At 37.1% G+C, this 20,133-nt stretch carries 18 protein-coding genes and 2 pseudogenes; 12 read left to right on the top strand and 8 right to left on the bottom strand.

The annotated features are described in order from the left end of the window. Nucleotides 1-28 precede the first annotated feature (28 nt). The gene (locus QNH43_RS16510) at nt 29-874 is read left to right on the top strand and encodes a helix-turn-helix transcriptional regulator (RefSeq protein WP_283914963.1); all 846 of its coding nucleotides are present in this window, start codon (nt 29-31) and stop codon (nt 872-874) included. A 498-nt stretch (nt 875-1,372) separates the two neighbouring features. Here QNH43_RS16510 and QNH43_RS16505 read toward each other — a convergent pair. Both QNH43_RS16505 and QNH43_RS16500 read right to left on the bottom strand, forming a co-directional pair. After that, a pseudogene (locus QNH43_RS16505) lies at nt 1,373-1,603 on the bottom strand (3-hydroxyisobutyrate dehydrogenase); the annotation flags it as partial. Between the two features lie 95 nt (nt 1,604-1,698). Then, nucleotides 1,699-3,084 (bottom strand): cytochrome P450, encoded by a 1,386-nt coding sequence (locus tag QNH43_RS16500; RefSeq protein ID WP_283914962.1) that lies wholly within the window; start codon nt 3,082-3,084, stop codon nt 1,699-1,701. A gap of 203 nt (nt 3,085-3,287) precedes the next feature. Here QNH43_RS16500 and QNH43_RS16495 point away from each other — a divergent pair, with 203 nt between their 5' ends. Then, nucleotides 3,288-3,551 (top strand): polysaccharide deacetylase family protein, encoded by a 264-nt coding sequence (locus QNH43_RS16495; RefSeq protein ID WP_283914961.1) that lies wholly within the window; start codon nt 3,288-3,290, stop codon nt 3,549-3,551. Nucleotides 3,552-4,054: 503 nt separating this feature from the next. On the opposite strand, the gene QNH43_RS16490 is transcribed toward QNH43_RS16495, so the two are convergent. After that, on the bottom strand, nt 4,055-4,672 hold the full coding sequence (locus tag QNH43_RS16490; protein WP_283914960.1) for a cell wall hydrolase: 618 nt from the start codon (nt 4,670-4,672) through the stop codon (nt 4,055-4,057). A gap of 1,056 nt (nt 4,673-5,728) precedes the next feature. Between QNH43_RS16490 and QNH43_RS16485 the strand changes: the two genes are divergently transcribed. Together QNH43_RS16485 and QNH43_RS16480 are read left to right on the top strand one after the other, a co-directional pair. Then, nucleotides 5,729-6,568, top strand: coding sequence for a tyrosine-type recombinase/integrase (locus tag QNH43_RS16485; protein ID WP_283914959.1), 840 nt, complete (start codon nt 5,729-5,731; stop codon nt 6,566-6,568). A 217-nt stretch (nt 6,569-6,785) separates the two neighbouring features. After that, on the top strand, nt 6,786-6,983 hold the full coding sequence (locus QNH43_RS16480; RefSeq protein ID WP_283914958.1) for a hypothetical protein: 198 nt from the start codon (nt 6,786-6,788) through the stop codon (nt 6,981-6,983). Nucleotides 6,984-7,552: 569 nt separating this feature from the next. Here the strand turns inward: QNH43_RS16480 and QNH43_RS16475 are convergent. Beyond that, a complete protein-coding gene (locus tag QNH43_RS16475) occupies nt 7,553-8,680 on the bottom strand; it encodes an IS110 family RNA-guided transposase (RefSeq protein WP_283914957.1) in 1,128 nt (375 codons plus the stop codon). Nucleotides 8,681-8,973: 293 nt separating this feature from the next. On the opposite strand from QNH43_RS16475, the gene QNH43_RS16470 reads away from it, so the two are divergent. After that, entirely contained in the window at nt 8,974-9,465 is a 492-nt protein-coding gene (locus tag QNH43_RS16470; RefSeq protein WP_283914956.1) for a DinB family protein, read from the top strand. Between the two features lie 345 nt (nt 9,466-9,810). On the opposite strand, the gene QNH43_RS16465 is transcribed toward QNH43_RS16470, so the two are convergent. Both QNH43_RS16465 and QNH43_RS16460 read right to left on the bottom strand, forming a co-directional pair. Continuing rightward, nucleotides 9,811-11,013: an alpha/beta hydrolase gene (locus tag QNH43_RS16465; protein ID WP_283914955.1), complete on the bottom strand. Its 1,203-nt coding sequence runs from the start codon at nt 11,011-11,013 to the stop codon at nt 9,811-9,813. A 457-nt stretch (nt 11,014-11,470) separates the two neighbouring features. After that, the gene (locus QNH43_RS16460; RefSeq protein WP_283914954.1) at nt 11,471-12,121 is read right to left on the bottom strand and encodes a TetR/AcrR family transcriptional regulator; all 651 of its coding nucleotides are present in this window, start codon (nt 12,119-12,121) and stop codon (nt 11,471-11,473) included. Between the two features lie 291 nt (nt 12,122-12,412). On the opposite strand from QNH43_RS16460, the gene QNH43_RS16455 reads away from it, so the two are divergent. Together QNH43_RS16455 and QNH43_RS16450 are read left to right on the top strand one after the other, a co-directional pair. After that, nucleotides 12,413-13,264, top strand: a complete 852-nt coding sequence (locus QNH43_RS16455) for an SDR family NAD(P)-dependent oxidoreductase (RefSeq protein WP_283914953.1) — start codon at nt 12,413-12,415, stop codon at nt 13,262-13,264. A 487-nt stretch (nt 13,265-13,751) separates the two neighbouring features. Continuing rightward, entirely contained in the window at nt 13,752-14,057 is a 306-nt protein-coding gene (locus QNH43_RS16450; RefSeq protein ID WP_096341034.1) for an NIPSNAP family protein, read from the top strand. 238 nt (nt 14,058-14,295) lie between these two features. Here the strand turns inward: QNH43_RS16450 and QNH43_RS27835 are convergent, their stop codons facing one another. Together QNH43_RS27835 and QNH43_RS27830 are read right to left on the bottom strand one after the other, a co-directional pair. Beyond that, a complete protein-coding gene (locus QNH43_RS27835) occupies nt 14,296-14,961 on the bottom strand; it encodes an IS110 family RNA-guided transposase (protein ID WP_434060124.1) in 666 nt (221 codons plus the stop codon). A 32-nt stretch (nt 14,962-14,993) separates the two neighbouring features. Next, nucleotides 14,994-15,529 (bottom strand): annotated as a pseudogene (locus QNH43_RS27830) (IS110 family transposase). A gap of 330 nt (nt 15,530-15,859) precedes the next feature. Here QNH43_RS27830 and QNH43_RS16440 point away from each other — a divergent pair. The 5 genes from QNH43_RS16440 to QNH43_RS16420 all read left to right on the top strand — a co-directional run bounded on the left by QNH43_RS16440 (nt 15,860) and on the right by QNH43_RS16420 (nt 20,048). After that, complete coding sequence (locus QNH43_RS16440; RefSeq protein ID WP_283914952.1) at nt 15,860-16,648, top strand: class I SAM-dependent methyltransferase; 789 nt, start codon at nt 15,860-15,862, stop codon at nt 16,646-16,648. 172 nt (nt 16,649-16,820) lie between these two features. Next, entirely contained in the window at nt 16,821-17,228 is a 408-nt protein-coding gene (locus tag QNH43_RS16435) for a GNAT family N-acetyltransferase (protein WP_283914951.1), read from the top strand. Nucleotides 17,229-17,429: 201 nt separating this feature from the next. Next, nucleotides 17,430-18,047, top strand: coding sequence for an NUDIX hydrolase (locus QNH43_RS16430; protein ID WP_283914950.1), 618 nt, complete (start codon nt 17,430-17,432; stop codon nt 18,045-18,047). A gap of 111 nt (nt 18,048-18,158) precedes the next feature. Continuing rightward, nucleotides 18,159-19,507, top strand: a protein-coding gene (locus QNH43_RS16425) for an IS3 family transposase (RefSeq protein WP_283914783.1) whose coding sequence is annotated in 2 segments (ribosomal slippage) — nt 18,159-18,603 and nt 18,603-19,507 — 1,350 coding nt in all. Because the reading frame shifts where the segments join, the coding sequence is not laid out codon by codon here. Between the two features lie 151 nt (nt 19,508-19,658). Then, a complete protein-coding gene (locus QNH43_RS16420; protein WP_283914949.1) occupies nt 19,659-20,048 on the top strand; it encodes a GNAT family N-acetyltransferase in 390 nt (129 codons plus the stop codon). Nucleotides 20,049-20,133 lie beyond the last annotated feature (85 nt).

Genomic DNA, 20,133 nt, shown 5'->3' with positions numbered 1-20,133 from the left:
GTTAAATGTTATGATGGAGGATTTAGAAATGAATGATAAAACCAGACTTGAAGCTTTGTCTTCATTTTTGAAAACGAAGCGATCCCAAATTAAGCCTGAATCTATAGGTATACCTGCTGGTACACGGAGGAGAACACCTGGCTTACGAAGAGAAGAAGTTGCACATTTGGCGGGAGTTAGTACTACTTGGTATACATGGCTAGAGCAAGGTCGGGATATAAAGGTCTCTACAAGCGTATTGGATTGCATATCTACAGCTCTGCAATTAAATAATGATGAACGGGAGTATCTATATGATTTAGCTTTAGAAGTGAAATCATCTATAATTCATCGAAAGAAGGAACAGCCAAAACTTAGTCCTTCTTTGGAGAGAATTTTAGCTGAGTTAACGTATTGCCCTACTATCATTACAGATCGACATTGTCATATTGTAGGCTGGAACGATGCTGCCTCTCATGTATTTTTAGATTTTGAACAACTCCCGGATGACCAACGAAATTTGATCCAACTAGTATTTACAAGAAAAGAATTAAAATCATTAGCTGTGAATTGGGAGCATTTTGTTAAAGGATTTCTTTCCATTTTTCGTGCCTATTATGGTCACTACTTAGGTGATGAGTGGTATAACCTATTTATTAAAGAAATGAGTGATTCTCACCCGGAATTTCAATCTTTATGGCAAGAAAGTCAAGTGAGCAAAGCTCCAGAAATGATGATTGAATTTAGACATGCTAAAGCAGGAAAGATGCTGTTCAATTTAACGTCTCTCCAAGTCCAGGGGGACATGGACTTAAGGTGCAGTATCTATACACCAGTAGAGGGAACGGCTACAGAAGATAAATTAAAACGATTAATGAAGAAGGTATCCATTTAAAGTTCATAAATAGCATATTCACTGTCTTTTATAGATAGATTATCATGGTCACACCCAGCCCAAACTGACCAACAATTAGTAAAGCCCTTTTTGCCTATTAATCTTTAGGACAAGTTTTATCATCCAGCCTGAAATCCCCAATCTTCGCCGAAGTAAAGCAGTCATTACATGTTTTTCCGGGATAATTCAAATTTGGTAATAAAAACTGGAATTTCAATACTATGTTTAAATCTTCCGCTTCATTTTCCTCGTTGATACATCAATGTTTATAGAGGGAGGTTAGTAGAAGAGGGGTTTAAAACACAATCATACTTAGATTCTGTTTTGAAAAAAATTGAGATCGGACTGGAAGGGCTTTTGTAATCTCTCAGAATTACCATTAATATTCTGGATTGCTTGGCGGCAAAAAGGAAAGAGGCAAACATATTTTCCCACAACTTCATGGGGATATATGGATATGCGAAAAGGTACACTTTAAACTGAGTGCACCTTTTTGTTTTATGAATTATATATTTCTCTGTTCATATTCACAATATCTTTACTTGAGAGGGGGTTGAGGTTAGAAGCTGATAACTTCTCTATTACCTTATCCCGTAGGAATGGGGCTTTTTCTTTATTTGCTTTTTCCAATGCTTTTGTTAGTTATGTGCAGTATGCAGGAGTTCCTGGCAGTTGTCTCCACGAATCACTTAAAGGACCACTATCTACTGTGTCGAAGCCTAGCTGGTTTACTTCAAAAACTAGGGTTGATGCGGCAGTCTTTTTTATGGAACTAAGGGGGATCTTCCCTAGGGGTAGAGTGACAATTTTGTTCATTAATTCCTTTAAATTTCAGAAGCTTTTGGTTGGATATCTCCTATAATTCTCTCTTCGACTACCATACGCAATCCACGCTTTGGTCTGAGTGTAATAGACGGAAGTGGCTTTACTTCATGATGGTCAGGCGCCAGCCTTATCCGATATCGTTGAGCTATGCATGCTAGGACGAGAACAGCTTCCATCACTGCAAAATGATTACCGATACAAACTCTCGGACCTCCGCCAAATGGAAAGTAAGCGAACGGGGGTAGGGTTTTCATAAAGTTGTTTTCAAATCGCTCAGGTTTAAAGGAATTTGGATTATCAAAATACTCAGGCTTGTGGTGCATCACATACTGACTTAACAGGATCATATCGCCTTTTTTAAAAAGATACCCTCCAATTACCACATCCTCCGCCACTTCCCGTTGTATGACATAGACAGGTGGGTATATGCGCATTGATTCATAGATAACATTTTGTGTGTATGTTAATTTCATAAAATCGCCAGGTGTTAGATTACGGTTGCCGATTACACTATCTATTTCATTGAAAAGTTTAGTTTCCACATCAGGGTGTTGGGAAAGCAAGTATAAGGTCCAGGAAAGCGCGTTTGCTGTTGTTTCGTGACCGGCAAGGAAAATGGTCATTAACTCATCACGTAACTGCTTGTCTGTCATGGCTAAGCCATCCTCATCATCTCGAGCATCCATTAGAATCCCAAGCATATCCTCATGTCTCTCTACCTCTGTTCTGCGTTTTTCAATAACGCTATAAATCACCTTATCAAGTCTCTGTTTCGCAATTTTATATTCACGGTTGTTTTTAGTTGGAACCCATAGTGGCATTTGAAGTGTTCGCATTCTTTTAACGGCAATTCTCATGAAGGCTTCTATAGGTTCCCCGAGCATGCCATATCCTTCTTTGAGTCTCATGCTGAACATGGTCTTGCTGATAATACTCAGTGTAAGGCTCATCATATCCTCCGTAATGATCCTTTCTTCTCTGTTTTTCCAAGTGGAAATATAGTCCATTGTTATATCAATCATATCCTGACCATAATTGCTAATATGAGACTTTTTGAATGAGGGTTGAATAAGCCTTCTTTGGCGCATGTGATATTCTTTTTCACTTGTAATTAGGCCTTCTCCGAGTACTGGTTTTAAAGCAGAGAAGTCCTTTGATTTCAAGAAGGATTTGTGTTTTGTTACAAGTACCTGCTTAATTAAATCTGAATTTGAAATAAGGTAAACATTATGGAAAGGTCCAAAACGAATTTTAGCAACTTCTCCATATTCATTTGCTAAACGGGTAAGAAAGCCAAGTGTATCTGAAATAAACTCCTTTGAATGTCCAGTAATTAATTTTCCTTTTGGGCCTGGAGAATCATTTGAAAAATCTCTGTCACTCACTGGTTTGTTTCCTCCATTTCGGTATAAATACTTGTATTCATTCTATGAGGAAAGTATTGATTGGTTTGGACAAGTTGTTAATAAGAAGACCAACAAATACAATATTTTTTAAAGATAGTTAATCAATTTGAATTCAAAGTGTTTATGAAATTGTAAAGGCACCCATCCCTGGTTGACACTTTCTTTTACTAATGAAAGCAGGTATGTATGGAACTAACTTACTTAAAATTCAAAAAATAACAGGCAAACCAGTTAATGCTATTGCGTATCCATACAGAAATTTCAAAGACAAAGTCGTAGAAGAAACGAAGAAATATTATTTATTTGGACTTACGACAACTCCTGAACTATTTTCTGAGAAGGGCATTAAAGACGAACTTTATCTTTTACCACGAATTTATATCAAGTATTCAACTACTCTAGATGACTTTGCAAAGATAGTTGAAGGCGGTTCCTATACCAGGTAATCGCTTTTTCTTTTGGAACCAAGGGAAAAGTACTTAATATTGTTTATAAGCAAATGGGTACGGAAAATAAGGAAAAGGGTACGGAAAATAAGGAAAACATCATATATAATTCAAAAGTTTAAGGAGATGGATATTGAACTAATTGGGTGATTTATGATTGAAGTTCTTTAAAAACAATGGAGTTGATGAATACAACCTTCGTGTGTCACCAAGTAACAAGCAAGCAATAGCTTTTTTTTAAAAAAAGCAATGCTAGAACTTAAATCTGAGTTAGGTGTGAAAGTATTTAGAATGAAAGGTACAATTTAACATTCACTCTTTTACTAGCGGGTGCGTTAGCTGAAGATCGGAGCTGTCTTTAAGGCAGTTTTTTCTTATGGGGGTGCCACCAAAAAGGTCGGGCAAATACTGCCCGACCTTTTATACCACACGACATAGTTAATGGGATATTTATAATACGAAACTATAAAAATATCATTCCTCAATATGTATGTAGATTAGATTTACTTTGCAAATAAGTGGTTGCCTATTCTAATGACTGTTTTCCTTGTGAAAATCCATTCATCTGTTGCCAAGAACGGATTATAATAATAAACAGAACCATGAGTAGGATCCCAACCTTGTAAGGCATCAATAACAGCTCGATAAGAATGGCTATTTGGGGTCAAATAATATTGCCCATCATGTACAGCTGTAAAAGCATTTGTCTGGAAAATAACATCGTAAGTATTTTTAGGAAAACCTGGCGTTGACATTCGGTTCAAAATTACTGCAGCGACAGCTACTTTTCCTTCATAAGTTTCTCCTCGAGCTTCTCCATAAACAACCCTGGCCATCATTTCAATACTATTTAATTTTTGTTGTGTTTGGAATCCAAAGACTCCATCTGGTAATATTCCAGAATCTTGTTGAAGTTGTTTAACTGCATGATCAGTAATTGAACCATAATACCCCGTTGGTTGACTGTTAAAGTAACCCATTTTCTTTAAATTTTCTTGTAAGTCATAAACTGCTTGTCCTTGACTTCCATTGTGTAAAATTTCTTGAGCAAAGATTGAATTTGGTATAAAAAACAAGAAACAAATAAAAACAACAAACGACATTTTTTTTACATTTAACATCAAATAATACCACATCCTTCGATTCATTTTTCTACTATTCTACTTTATCATACAAGAAAAATAGATTTATCTTACATTATCCCTATTTTAAACCAAAAATTGAAGAGATTTCAGACGAATTTGGAATAATAAAAGAAAGTTATATACATTTTGTAAAGTAATATGTTTTTCTTTAGTCTTTTGCCAATTAACGTTCCTTTATTATAAAAGGGGCTGTTAAGATACATAATTAACTGTGTTGCAATCAAAAAAATTTATTTCCTCACTTTCATCTAACCAACGGAAAGCAAGAAAAGGAACATTTAACATTGTATTTGTTGTTTTTGTATATAGTTCAATTCCTCCTAAAACTATTTTGGCCATCAATTAATGAAGCTTATTTTTTTGCAAATTAAACTGCCTATTCGACGGCTTTTATCATCAGCCTGAAATTCCCAATCTTCGCAGCAGTAAAGCAATCATTTAATGCTTTCTACTATCAGTTCAGTAAAAACGAAGTCATATCTAGCCGATTGTGATAATTAAGGTATAATGATAGGGGAAGATATTTTTTAACGGATTAGGTGAAGATGAACATGAAGCTAATCATTATATGTGGATAATTAGAGTCTAGAAAAGAAAAAAACATGTAGGTAACCTACTTAAGCATTGATAAATAAGGTTATTATTATGATATTGATGATTGACTTTTAACTTCCTATAGTCAAGGAAACGAAAGGGTATATGGGTTTTGTAAGAGACAGTCAAAAACAATTTATATGAATTTTATTTAAGGTCTACCATAAATGAATTATTAGTTTTTTCTAACGTAGATGTTACTAAACATTGGTATAAAACAAAAAAGAAAAACAATGATATTTGCAAGTTCTTTGAATCGAATGAAATTCTACATATAACCATAGGTCCAGAAGGTTAAGGGCTAAATATAGATGAATAATAACAAACGTACTTCCTTCAACCAAGGGTGCCTTTAAAAATCTACTAATCTAGTATAATTGTTCTTTATTCGTCTATACCGTCTAATAAGATTATGGTATAGATGGGAGAGAAAAAGGTATGAACTTAACTGAAGTATGGAGTTTATATAAAGCAGATAAGCAAATCCAAGGTTATTCTCCACAAACATTAAAGTCATATTACGTTCAATTTAACTTGTCGGTGAAGAGTTTTGGAAATATATCCATTCAAGAACTTTCAACTAATTCTCTTAAAGTTTATCTGGGAAAAGCAGCTGAAAAGCTTAAGCCATCCAGTCTGGGGCATAGAATTCGATTTATTAAATCTTTATTTAGATGGGCACAAGATGAAAATTTAATTAATGGAAATCCTGCATCAAAAATAAAGGAACCAAAAGTAGAATTAAGGGTTCCAAAATACTTGTCTGAAGTGGAAATTGAACATTTGCGGGAAGCTTGTCATACAACATTCAAAAATGCTTTATTTGAGTTTATGTACTCAGCAGGATGTAGAATTGGTGAAGCAATAACGCTAGATAGGACATCAATTAATTTTTCTAATCAATCAGCAATCGTATTAGGAAAAGGAAATAAAGAACGAGAAGTATATTTTAATACTCGTTGTGAAATATGGTTGAAACGATATTTAAGTGAGCGAAAAGATCATGAGGAAGCACTCTTTGTGACAACACGCGCCCCCCATCGAATGAGTATTTCTCAAGCGAGAAACGTTATAAAACTGATAGCAAAGAGAACGGACATTAAAAAGAGCATTCATCCTCATCAGCTTAGACATAGTTACGCCACAAATTTATTGAATAATGGAGCGCCTCTGGAAGTGATTCAAAATTTAATGGGTCATGAAAAAAGTGAAACCACAAAAATGTATGCATATCTAAGTGGTGCAATGCGGAGAGACTTGTATAGAAAGTATTTTTAAGGGCCCGAGGGTCCTTTTTATTTTGTTATTAATAAACTATCGGGGCAGGTTAGTTTAATAGTATAGTGTGGAAGTTAGAAGATAGAGCATATCTAATAATAGCGAGGAGCTACGACTAAGGTCTTATATTTTATAAGACTATCACTGTATTTACGGCTTAATAAATCTTTGTTATGATTTTTTGGAAGTAATTTCTATATATAAAGGAGATATCAATGTGAAGAAAATATTATTAGCAGTAGTAACATCCGTAATTATAGTAGGTATAGTAGGTATATACTATAAAGTTGAATTATCTGATGAAGCAAAATATAAAAAGTGTTTAGAGGCACAGGGAGTTTCGAACACAATTGGCAAAGTACTTGGTGACGAACCAACTAATGCTTGTAATGAATATAAGGAGTTGAGAATCTAAAATAAAAAATGAGGCAAATATCTTTTTAGGGTTGAATGATTAGTAATCCATCTTCAACTAACGGGTGCGTTAGCTGAAAACCGGGACTGTCTTTAAGGCAGTTTTTTCTTTATGCAACTGATATGAACGAAACTGTCAACCCACCACACCCAAATGTTTTTAAATGGTGTTTCATTCAGCTATGAATAGAGTTATTCCTTGTTCAACTTATAAACCAAATATCCTTTCGGATTTAGCTTGTCAAGGGCGTACTTTCCCTTGATAAGCTAAATCGAAATGGATACAATTCTAAAAGTTGAACAAGGATAACCTTAAAAACTTGGCACGAAGGCAAAAACGTTGACGGTGGTATACAAACTGATATGCGTGGGTTGGTTACCACATTTCACTCCATCCGTCACGGAGCTGCCTCGGACTAACGGCGCACGTTCAGTCCCTAGACCTAGTGCATAGTTGCACATGAGGGTTCTCCTTCCCGGGGGTTTGCCTTCGAGCCAAATCTTCAATTCTAAATCACAAAATTATGATTCGATAAAATCATTTATTACATAATCTTACTTTCGATCTACTTAAGCAACATTCGATACACTTACTTGCTTATCCTCAATGGCACAACCGATAGCCCAAATAAATCCAAGTAACTCTCTAGCAACAGCAACCACAGCCACTTTTCCACCTTTTCCTTTAGCAGAGATGCGATGATATTTCATATGAAGACGGTGTTGTGCCTTCCAAGCAATACGTTTTGCCTCTGGATCTTGACCTTCTTGACGTTTAAGTAATTCACCTTTAAGTGATGGACGGTGCCGATAAGACCAACAGACTTCTACAATGGAACGACGAACTTGAGAATTTCCTGTCTTCGTAATTGAACCTTGCCAACGAGTTGATCCACTAGAGTATTCTTTAAGAACAAGTCCAGCATAGGACATCAATTGTCTTGGGTTAGAAAATCGAGAAAACTGTCCAATTTCAGCTACTAGAGTAACTGCAGTGACTTCTGCGACACCTCTCAAAGTTTGAAGTGCTTGAATTACGGGTGCATGTTCACTTTGAAGGGCTTCTTCATGGATCTGAGCTTCGATTCGTTTCATACGATCTTCAACTTCATTGATTGCATGAAGATATTCTTGAAAAACAATACGTTGAGAAGCTCTTTCAAATGTTAATCGTTTTAACCATTCACGATGTTTTACGGACCAATTTCTAACTCCTTGCGGAGGACGTATTCCATGGCGAAGTAAGAAGTGAACAAGCCTCTGGCGAGAACTTTGTAAATCCTCACGAGCATCATGACGAGCACGAATTAAGTCTCTCAATGCTTCATGATCTTCATCTGGAACCCATACAGAAGTTAGCTCTCCAGCGCGAAGTAGCTGAGCTAATCTAATAGAATCTCTTTTATCTGTTTTCACACGATCGCCCGATCGCTTTGGAATAAGTGAGGGTGCGACAACCATACAATCAATGTCCATAGATAGAAGAAATCGATAAATTCCATACCCAGAAGATCCTGCTTCATAACATACTAATAGGCTTTCAGGCTTCCCTAACTTTTTCATCAATTTGCGAATATCCTCTGGTTTATTTTGAATAGTTCCATGAAATCTAGGTTCACCACGACCAGAATCAGCAATCGCAACAGCAATTGAATCTTTAGATACGTCTAAACCAACAAATTTTTGAACATCCTTCATAATAAGGCTCCTTTTCGTGTGTAGCTCTACACTTGGTTTTTTATTTTTGGTAGTAACATTATGACCAAGTGTAATCTACGTTAAGCGATGGGAGTCGTTTTCGTTCATTATGACTATCGGGGCAGAATAGTTGAACAATAATTAATACGATAACCTAATCTTTTAGAAGGTGAAATAATGGAACAAGTAATAAAAGAAATTCTGTTTAGAGGAATACTCTTTAACTGATGCGAATCTATTGTAAGGTAAGCAATAAAAAATTCAATCTAGGATTAAATTGGAGGGAATAGAAAATGGATGTAAAAACACTTTTATCACAGCAATGGGCAAGCTGCTTAGATGAAGAAGACTGGTTTCCACCACTTGAAAAAGTGCTGGAGGACATCACTTTTGAACAGGCAATTTGGAAACCAGCTGATGGGGCAATGAATTCCATTTGGGAATTAGTTTGTCATTTACTTTTCTATGAAAAGAGATATCTGATGCGATTTCTTGGTGAAACAGCGAATGAACCACAGGCAGAAAATAATGACTCTACATTTCGATTACCAACTGAGACGTTAGAAAATTGGAAGGAAACAAAACAAGAATACTATTATGTTCATCGTGAACTTGGAAAAATTCTAGCAAAATCAGAACATGAAGATTTGTATAGACAGATTCCAGGAGATAATTCATTAGTGCTTGAACTGAAGAGTTTAGCAATGCACGACGCATATCATATTGGGCAAATTGTATTCCTTAGTAAAATGCAAGGTGCTTGGGCAGCGAAACGCAGCTTTTAAAAAAGCTTCATGAGCTTTACAGTTATTCCATTATAGGGGGGCTTTAATGGAATAAGAACGGGAACGTCCAAATCGGACGTTCCCGTATTTTATACCTGAAAAACAACAGTTATTACTTTAGAATAAAGTTTGTTAGAATTTATACTAATAACTTGATAAACGTACAAAAAGAAAGAGCGTGTTTTGAAAAAAGTTTGATCAAAAATATCCTTTAAAACATAGATGTATCGTATAGTTTACTTACAAAGGACTTGCTTTTTACAATTATCCGGATAAAACATCTTTAATTGCTCCCGGTCTTTCTATTCTTTGTCTCGCGTTTCACATGCCTGCTCATTTCTATGTTCATTTATTATATTTTTGAAGAAATGCCTTAACTTGCTCTCGGGCAAACTGAGTACTCAAACTACCAGGGTTTGTATCGAATCCATGATCAGCCTCTGGAAGAAGGTAGAATTCATGAGCTACACCATTCAAAGCCAGCGCCTTGTTCAAAATTTCAGCTTGTTCTTCCGGGACAATACGATCGCTAGTTCCTAAAAATGTAATTGTAGGTGGTGTACTTTCCTGAATATAGTTGATAGGTGAGAGTATTTTATAACGATCAGAGAATTGGGAAGGAGATCCTCCAATATACTGCTTCGTAACATCTTGAACATAGTCAGGGCTAGGATTGCTTTTATAAAACGTTGTCATATCTGCGGGCCCGTATAGATTAATCACCGAATTAATAGGTACATTAGGAACATTGGTTGAAGGCGGTAACTGTGCATTTCCCATGCTGTAGGCGGCAAGCATAGCAAGATTTCCTCCTGCTGACTCCCCCATTAAGTTTATTTTTTGGGGATCAATCTTGTAGGTATCCGCATTATCCAGTACCCAGCCTAGTGCTGATTTTACATCCCCAACTTCATCTTTCCAGCCTGCATGAGGGGGCATACGATATTGTACATCAAAAATTGTATATCCGAGTTCATTCAGCCATTGATTCAAAGCTGGATTCTCACTTTTATCTCCCCCTACCCATCCTCCCCCATGCACTTTCACAATGGCAGGTTTCAGAGTGTCTGCTGATTCCTCCTTGGCAGGCCACACATCAAGCTTTAACTCAACACCATCCGTAGTTTTTCCATATACGACATCCTGTATAGGCTTTGATGATATATCTTTCTTTATGGAAAAGTGAGAGCTAAGAGAAACCGATACTTTCTCGCTTTTAGCATAGCTCAACATGCTAGTGATTGGCTGTACAATTAGAAAGATTAGTAGTAACAATATAGGAATCAAAATCGTCCGAGCGATTAGGGCCTTTTTCCAGAAAGCTAGTACTAATAGAACTATCATGACCAATGTTGTGGTTAATAGAACCATCGGAAATAGTGACGCAGACCATGCGAGCCCACTCATTATATTACTGACATTGATTGGATTGAGGAGATAGTATGCTATCATGACGGTAATAGGGAGGGCTATCACAGCAAGGATTGTCAGCAGCCATTGAAAAAAACCTCTAGGGCGCCAAGATAATGTTTTTTGTGTCTGTTTCACATTCAAAAGAACCTCCATATTATCTAGACTTTGGTTATGACGTATTTTTCAACTGATTTATTATGTTATATCAACTTGATTTGTGTCAATCTTTCATACACAATTAAATATTGATTTTTGGATTATGAGAGAAAATATATTTTTGGATAAAAACCTGGTGAATGGTTTCGAGTACATCAGGCAAGATTGATACTTATGGAGATTTATAGAGATAAAACGGTGCAATTTTTTTATAAACGACACAACTTTATTCAAAACGGTACGACTTTTTTATAAACGAATAATCCAATTAAATAGTATAAGGGCATGTTTTGATTAATCTTTTTCAAAACATGCCTTTTCTATTTATTCATTTATCAAGGTTGCTTGTATTAAAAAAATACCCTCGTGTCGTTGCGACGTTTTAAAAAAATAAAGAAAAGACACCATAAGGTGCTTTTTTTCCTCTCCAGAAGCCTCAACTCGAAAATAACGAACCGACAACCAAAGACAACGTTTGCTTGTAAACGGCATGTGCGGACTGCACATCTCCAAAATGTCCGCACATGTAAAGATGGATAACACCGTGGAGCGACGCCCAGAAGATACGGACGACGGTTTCCGTGTCATACTGACCGGTAATCAGTCCCTGCTCTTGCGCATTACCAATTACCGTCAACAATTGCCGCATAGCTGTTACGGTGCCGTGTATGCTTTCCTCGTCTGGTTTGAAATCCGCGAAGGCTCCTCCGAACATCAGCTTGTAATAACCGGAGTAACGCTGTCCGAATTGCCAGAAGGTTTCGCCTAAATTAAACAGCTGCTGCATCGGATCGTCAGCGCCCGGCGTTCCCTCGAATTCTTTGGAGAGAAGCTTGCAGCCGTCGAGATAAAGCTGCTGAGCCAGTCCATCTTTATTGACAAACAGGTTGTATATGATTTTGGTAGAGCAATTCATCTTCTGCGCAACTTTACGCACCGTCACAGCTTCAGGACCATCATCGTACAAAATCGTTGCCGCAGCATCGACGACGAGCTTTCGAAGATTTTCAATATTTTTCAAGCGAGCCTCCTGATACGTTTCCAACTTTTGCGTATTTGCATCGAAGGAATTATTTTGGTCTGTCATCGCTATCACCCTCAATTAATACATTTTTGATAAGAAACAATGTTTCCAGCTCTTAACAGGAATTTTAATATAATTGTCGGACCGTTGTCAATGTTGCGAGGGATGCCAAAAACCAACGATTCAAAAAACGATGTTGACTTTCTTAAAAAGCTTAGTTACAATGATTTCAATTAGAAACAGTGTTACCAGAACGCAACACAATTCTTGACTCTTATGAGAGTCAGGAATTATTTTTAAGGACAAAGTAACACTGTTTCCTAATTATAAAAAAGTAGATAGGAGAGTTGCACAATGAACATAAAAGGAAATTGGGCGCTTGTCACGGGAGCTTCATCCGGCATCGGAGAGCAATTCGCCCGACAATTGGCCAAAGAGGGTGGCAACCTTGTACTCGTAGCCCGATCGAAAAACAAGCTGGAGAACCTGGCATCGGAGCTTAGAAAGAAGCATGGCGTCAAGGTCGAGGTGATTCCTACCGATCTTGGCAAAGAGGGCGCGCCAGGCGAGTTATATCGGCAATGTCAACTTCTGAATTTAGAGATCGAACTGCTGGTCAACAACGCAGGCTTTGCCACGCACGGTTTGTTTGAACAAGTGTCAGGCGTGCGCCAGCATGAGGAAGTCATGCTCAATGTTGCCGCTGTTGTAGATATGACGCACTTGTTCTTGCCGGATATGTTGTGTAGAAACTCCGGAGCCGTTATCAATGTCGCATCGACCGCCGGATTTCAGCCCCTTCCCTATATGGCCGTATACGGAGCAACGAAAGCCTTCGTCTTGTCGTTTACCCAAGCCTTGTGGTGGGAAAACCGCAACAGTAGCGTCCAATTTCTCACGCTTTGTCCCGGAGCGACGGACACCGGCTTCTTCAACGTCGTAGGCACGGAAGAAGCCGCCGTCGGTAAGAAAGACACACCGGAGCGAGTAGTGGAAGTTGCGCTTCGGGCATTGAAAGACGGGAAGCTGTATGTCGTTCCGGGTACACAGAATTATATAGGTACGCAGATCGGACGATTCATGACGAGGAAACAGGGACTTCGTCTCGTTGGCGGCATGCTTCGTCCACGCGATGGCTCCGCCAACAATAAGAAGCCGGCCGGTCCGTCCGATCTTGCAGGATGGATGATCCAGGAGGCGCACTGATGGCTAATTCGGCAAATATTTCAGCTAATGCTTCTGTCCATCAACCCATCCGGGACCGAACAGGTACTGACCGATCATATGGACGGCCAGCACGCCGGTGAAGCACAGGCTTGTCAGAGATCAGCCCGGCCGGGAAAGTCATGGAAAGCTGGCACATTCAATTCGAGAAGGCAGAATAAACTTTAGATACACTGAAATTGATTAAAGTTTTTTATAAAAATCAAACTGAAATATTCTGGATTGGAATCTATTTTGATCAATCTTTTTTCAAAATAGATTCTTTTTATTTATCGTAAAATGTGGGTTTGCGAGATATTTTTGATTAAACTTTATTTAAAAGCTACACCTCGAAAGAGGGTGGAGTTTGATTGAATTACTAGTAGGATAAAGAGGTGGAAGTACATGGAGTAACCAATTGTACTAACGGGGCAGGTTAGTCGAATTTATGTTATGATGGGAAAAAATAGATATTTTTGGGAGGGTTAAAATGGTTACATGCTATTTGAAATATGTTATTGACCCATATAAATTAAATGAGTTCGAGGAATACGGTAAGATGTGGATTCGATTAGTTAATAAATTAGGCGGTACACATCAGGGCTATTTCCTTCCACATGAGGGTGCTAATAATATTGCTTATGCATTATTCACTTTCCCAAGTTTAGCAGCATATGAAGAGTACCGAGTAAAAATGGCATTGGATGCAGAATGTCAAGAAGCATATAAATTTGCAGAAGAGACTAAATGTATTTTAAGTTATAAGAGAAGCTTTATGCGTCCTATATTCGAATGAACATACATTAAAGTTGAAAAATAATCTATACATACCTTGTTAAGCTAACAGGTGCTTTACTCAATAAGGTAGGTTGCTGCGGCAACCTTTTTTTACGGAACTAAACCAGCTAATAGTTTGTCAACATTTATCAATAAAAACTAAAAATATTTCATGCTATACTAAAAATATGCATGCCAAATTACCTTCCAACGAACTGCCTTTGGAAAGTTTTGTGATATTTAGTTATACTTTTAAACTAGGCCAGGTCTTGGAAAGTCGAGTTGTTTTGTAATAGTGCATATATCCATTGTAGAAGCTTATTAGCACATGCTATAACAACTACTTTATAGGGCTTTCCTTCTTTCCGTTTCTTATCATAGAACTCACGTAATCTCTTGTTACGAGGGATAACTTCATCAGTCGTTTTCTTTTTGCGACAATCACGAATGGCACATCGAACAGCCATATATAAGGCATGCCGTAATCTACTCGAACCTCTTTTGGTTATTTTGTTTACGGATCCCTTGAATCTACCAGATTCAAAGATACTAGGATCAATTCCTGCAAATGCTACGAGTTTTTTAGGGTGATTAAACCGATCAATCTCACCAATTTCAGAAATAATCGTTGCCGCGATTTTTTCACCGATACCAGGGATTGATTGGATTATCTTATATTCTTCAATTTCTTTAGCCAAAGCACCTATCTCTTCTTCCAACTTTGATAGGTGCTTTTGGTATTCTATAAGCATTTTGATATACATTTCTAAGCTCATTATATGACTTTGATACAGTGTTGTCTGAAAGGGATTTTTAGCTGCTGCAGCTATAAGTTTCTTTGCCTTTGTATTTGCCCACTTTCTTGAACGACTTGTACAAAATTCATCGATTTTATTACCTAAAGCTTCTTCATCGACTACCAAAACATCTCCAGATGTAGGATATTCTAATAAGGTTAGTAAGAGACAACTGAATATAAATCCCCAAAAACCCCATGATACTCAGGGAAAACCTGATCAAGTACTGCTTGAAATTGGAGTTTCGCTTGTACATATATACCCGTTACATTTTCGTGTTGTCTTGTAAGATTACGAAGGTTTAAGAGTTGAATTCCTCGTTTTTTATTTGGTTCCAGATCTTCTTTATAATACAGCTCGCAGAGATGGTAAGCATCAATCACATCTGTCTTACTTTTCGTAGAGATGAGCTCTTTGCTCGATAGGAGACAAGTGGGTTAATGATAATTAGTAAATAACCTCTTTCCTCGAAATACTGAACAACTGGAGTATGATAATGCCCAGTAGACTCTAAAACGACCGGAGGTCGAATTCCTGTTAAGTTTTCTATCTCTCTAAGATATCGGTGTAAGCTCTCTAGCCCTTCAACGGTATGTGCTACTTTAAAACTTCTTTTATAAGGCTTCTTCTTATCCAAGAATGCTTGAACCTGACTTTCACCTTTAGCTACATCCAGACCAACTACTGGATTCATTTTTATCTCCTCCAAAAACATAATATTGCCGGTAACCCCTAATCCTTCTTGCAGTATCATAGCTTCGCTTGTTATACGAGATCTTGGTCCCAACCAGCCAAATCATGTTTAAGCAAGTAGGGGGCGAACTGTTTAGTTGACGGGATCTTAAGCCCCACGGGCAGGTACGTTCTACCCCGGCTACCGTTATCATATATCGATATAAAAAATGTTCAACCAGAAATAACTGGCTGACCTTATAATACGAAGGGGCAGGTTAGTTCGTTAAGGGAGCATGCATAATATGTTATAATTTTAATAGTTTGGTAAATATTCCTTGGAGGGATATGGATGGAAGTGAATTTTGGTAACGTGGCAAAAAATTACGCTCAATATAGAAATGACTTACCTGTTGAGTTATTGGAAAGTTTAAAACTTAGAGGAATAGATTTTAACAATAAAAAAGTGGTGGATTTAGGTTCTGGGACGGGAGTATTAAGTCGAGTTTTACATAATGAGGGTGCAGCTGTTGTGGGAGTAGAACCTTCAGCAGAATTAATAGAACAAGCGAAAGCAATTGATAAGAGTGAAGGTAATATTATTGAGTATATAAATACATACGCTGAATCTACAACGTTAGACAATGATTTGTTTGATTATGTAACTGTTTTAAGAGCATGGCACTGGTTTAATCGGGAAAAAACCCTAGATGAAATTAAAAGAATTCTGGCGAAAAAGGGTAAATTGATTGTAATGGATTCAGGGTTTATATCAAAAAGTAAAGTTATAGATGATACACTTCAAATTATTAAAGCACATATGCCAACTGGAGAGTTAAAACCTGCTGGGGCTAAGGCTGAATCAAAACAGTTTATCAATGGATTTCCAGTTGAGTGGTTTAAAGAATGGCAGGAACATAAATTTAACTTAAAAGAAACATATAAGTTCAATTACACAGTATCTTTTACAAATGAAGACTGGTGTGGAAGAGTTGGTTCTCTATCTTGGCTTTCAGGATTTACAGAAAATCAACGAAATGAAATACTTGATGAAATCTTTACTCATTTAGTAAAAGAATATGGAGACATTCAACATAATATCCAACATGGATGCTTTATAACTATATTGAATCATTTATAAATGTCTCTTTAATTTGGAGGTCAGGTGCTTTACTTCCATAAGAGAGTTGCCTCAGCATTTCTTTTTCTTATGGAGCTAAAGGGGCAGGTTTGCGGAAGGAAATATGTGAAAATCATACAAATTATGTGTTGAGATTAAGCTGTAAGATACAAAAATCCAGGGAGGTGCTCATATGGAAAAACCTATACATTATACAATAGAACCCCCTGGAAATTTTAAGCAATTACTAACCTTATATGAATCTTTAGGATGGAATTCACTTAAATTAACAGTTAATGATTTGAAACAAATGTGCACTCAAAGTTGGTATGCAATTTATGCTTTTGATGAACAACAGTTAGTGGGTATGGGACGTGTTATTTCAGATGGTGTGATTACTGGAGTTGTATGTGGAGTGTGTGTACTACCGAGCTACCAGTCCAAAGGAATCGGCAAAGAGATGTTGAATCGAATAATTGAACATTGTGAGCAAAATCGAGTAATTCCTCAACTTATGTGTGTAGAAAGTTTGGAATCATATTATGACACTTTTGGATTTGAGAAGTTTACCATTGGTATGGCAAAGAATATAAATCGATAAGTTTAATTTGTTGTCTAATTAAAGGGTGCTTTACTTCAATAAGGGAGGTTGCTGCGGCAGCCTTTTTTTTATGGAACTATCGGGGCAGGTTAGTGTAACAAGAATAGGTGGCTTTACTTTAATAGAGGCAGGATTGAAGAAGTTATCAACATTTAGGCCCGTATGGTAATATTAGGTATTATTAAATTGGCGGTGATATAAATGGAACCAAAATGGCTTGATTGGGCGAAACAACTTCAATCCATTGCACAGGCGGGATTAACTTATTCAAAAGATGTTTATGATTTGGAGAGATTTGAATTAATAAGAAATATAAGCGTTGAAATACTGTCACATCAAACGGATATGGATATGACCGTAATAAAGGATTTAATTGCAAATGAAACTGGTTATGCAACTCCTAAAGTAGATATTAGGGCTGTGGTCTTTAGGAATAATAAAATATTAATGGTCAAAGAAAACACTGATGGTGACTGGGCGTTACCAGGTGGTTGGGCTGATATCGGATTAACTCCAAGTGAAGTCGCAGTTAAAGAAGTAAAAGAAGAATCAGGGTTTGACGTAAAAGCAATCAAGTTGTTGGGTGTACTTGATAAGAAGTGTCACCCGCATCCTCCTTCTCTTTATCACGTTTATAAAATATTTATTCAATGTGAAATAATTGGCGGACAACCAATGAAAGGCAAAGAAACAAGTGCAGTTGATTTTTTTGCTGAAAATGAACTACCAGCATTATCAATAGCTCGGAATACAAAAACACAAATTGAGATGGCATTTAAGAATTTAAATAATCCCGAAGAACCCGTCTATTTTGATTAATCTTTTTTAATAGAGTTCCACCCAGTTGTTCAACTAACAGGTGCAAAGAGCTGTGCGATGAACTGCACCCCAATTGTTAGACAACATCTAACAATTGGAGGTGCAGTTTTTTTGACTAAATATACGATAGACGAAAAATTACATGCAGTTTTAGAGTACTTAGAAGGAAAAAAATCCTATAAATCCATTGCACAAGAAAGAAATGTAGGTTTATCCCCTCTGAAAAGATGGGTCGCTCGCTATCTAAAACATGGGATGGAAGGACTTGCTTCATCCTATACAAATTACACTCTGCCCTTTAAACTAGAGGTACTTAAATATATGAACGAATATGGGGCATCGATCAACGAGACCGCTGTACACTATAACCTTCCTTCCGATTCTACACTTTTGAATTGGGCAAATCAGTTTAAGGAAGGCGGTATAGACGCCCTTAAACCAAAGAAAAAGGGGCGTCTATCCATGAAAAAAGAAACCAAGAAAACATCGCCAGCTAATGGCTCTCAAGAAGCACTTCTTGCCGAATTAGAATACTTACGTGCAGAGAATGCCTATCTAAAAAAGTTGAATGCCTTAGTTCAAGAAAAGGAAGCCTTACAAAGAAAGAAAAAGCGAAAGTAGTCCATGAACTAAGGAAACAATTTGATTTAAATCTGCTTCTATCCATTTCTAAAATGGCACGGAGTACGTACTATTATTGGGTAAACGCCTTCGGGCGTGAGGATAAATACACAGAAATTAAATCACTTATCAAAGAGATTTTCCATACGCATAAAGGGCGTTATGGGTATCGGCGTATCACCCTAGAATTACGTAACCGAGGTGCTCGCATCAATCATAAAACAGTTCTCCGATTGATGAATGAACTAGGATTGAAGTCATTGGTTCGCATGAAGAAATATCGTTCGTACAAAGGGAACATCGGCAAGATTGCGCCCAACATTCTAGCACGTGATTTCAAGGCGGCAAAGTCCAATGAAAAATGGGTGACAGACGTCACCGAATTCCATCTAGCTGGGGAGAAACTATACTTATCGGCCATTCTTGATTTGTTTAATGGTGAAATCATCGCCTATAATATCGAATCTCGGCCTGTTTATCCGCTCGTTTCCAAAATGCTGGATAAAGCCTTTGATCGCTTGGAATCGAAAGATTCACCCATTCTCCATTCAGATCAGGGCTGGCATTATCAGATGAAACAATACTCGCATGATTTGAAAAGACATAACATTACACAAAGCATGTCCCGCAAAGGAAATTGTCTCGATAATGCGGTCATTGAAAACTTCTTTGGCTTATTAAAATCCGAATTACTCTATCTTCAAGAATTTGAAAGCATGGAGCATTTCAAACAAGAACTAGAAGAATATATCCATTACTACAATCATCAGCGAATCAAGGTAAAATTAAAAGGCATGAGCCCGGTAGATTACCGGGTTCATGCCCTCAAGGCTGCCTAATTAAATAAAGTGTCTAACTTTTTGGGTTCACTTCACGATCAGCTCTTTTTCTTATACAACAAACGGGGCTGATTAGTTAAACAAGGAATTAGACTTTATCATATAGAAATTAATACAGAATTCTATTGTAGATGAGGAAAAGGGGAATTAAATGAACTATAGAGTCATAATAAACATGCCAATATCTAATCATGAAGTACCTGAATTAAGAGAGCTTGTTGGGTGGGGAAGACGCGATAAAGATTACCCTACATTGTTTGAGCGTTGCAATTTCTGGGCTGGGGTTAGAGACGAAAATAATAAACTAATAGCATTTGGTTATGTTTGTGGAATGGGCTTAGAACATGGATATATGGAAGATATTATTGTTCATCCTGAATATCAAAAACAGGGAATTGGAGTTAAATTGGTAAAAGAATTATTACAAGAATCTGAACGTTTTGGATTAGGAATTGTAACTGTAACATATGAGGAAGCAAATATAAACTTTTATAAAACATGTGGCTTTACACCTGGTTCAGGAGGAGTTTGGCATTCATAAAATTAAAGGATTTTTATTGAACTAAAGGGTGCTTTACATCATTGTCAGGAGCTGATCAGCAGCTCTTTTTCTTAGTAAAGGGGCT

It is taken from the genome of Peribacillus simplex (assembly GCF_030123325.1).
Classification (GTDB): Bacteria; Bacillota; Bacilli; order Bacillales; family DSM-1321; genus Peribacillus; species Peribacillus simplex_D.
Note: the sequence above shows the minus strand (reverse complement) of the source record. Positions and strands in the feature narration are given on the sequence as shown.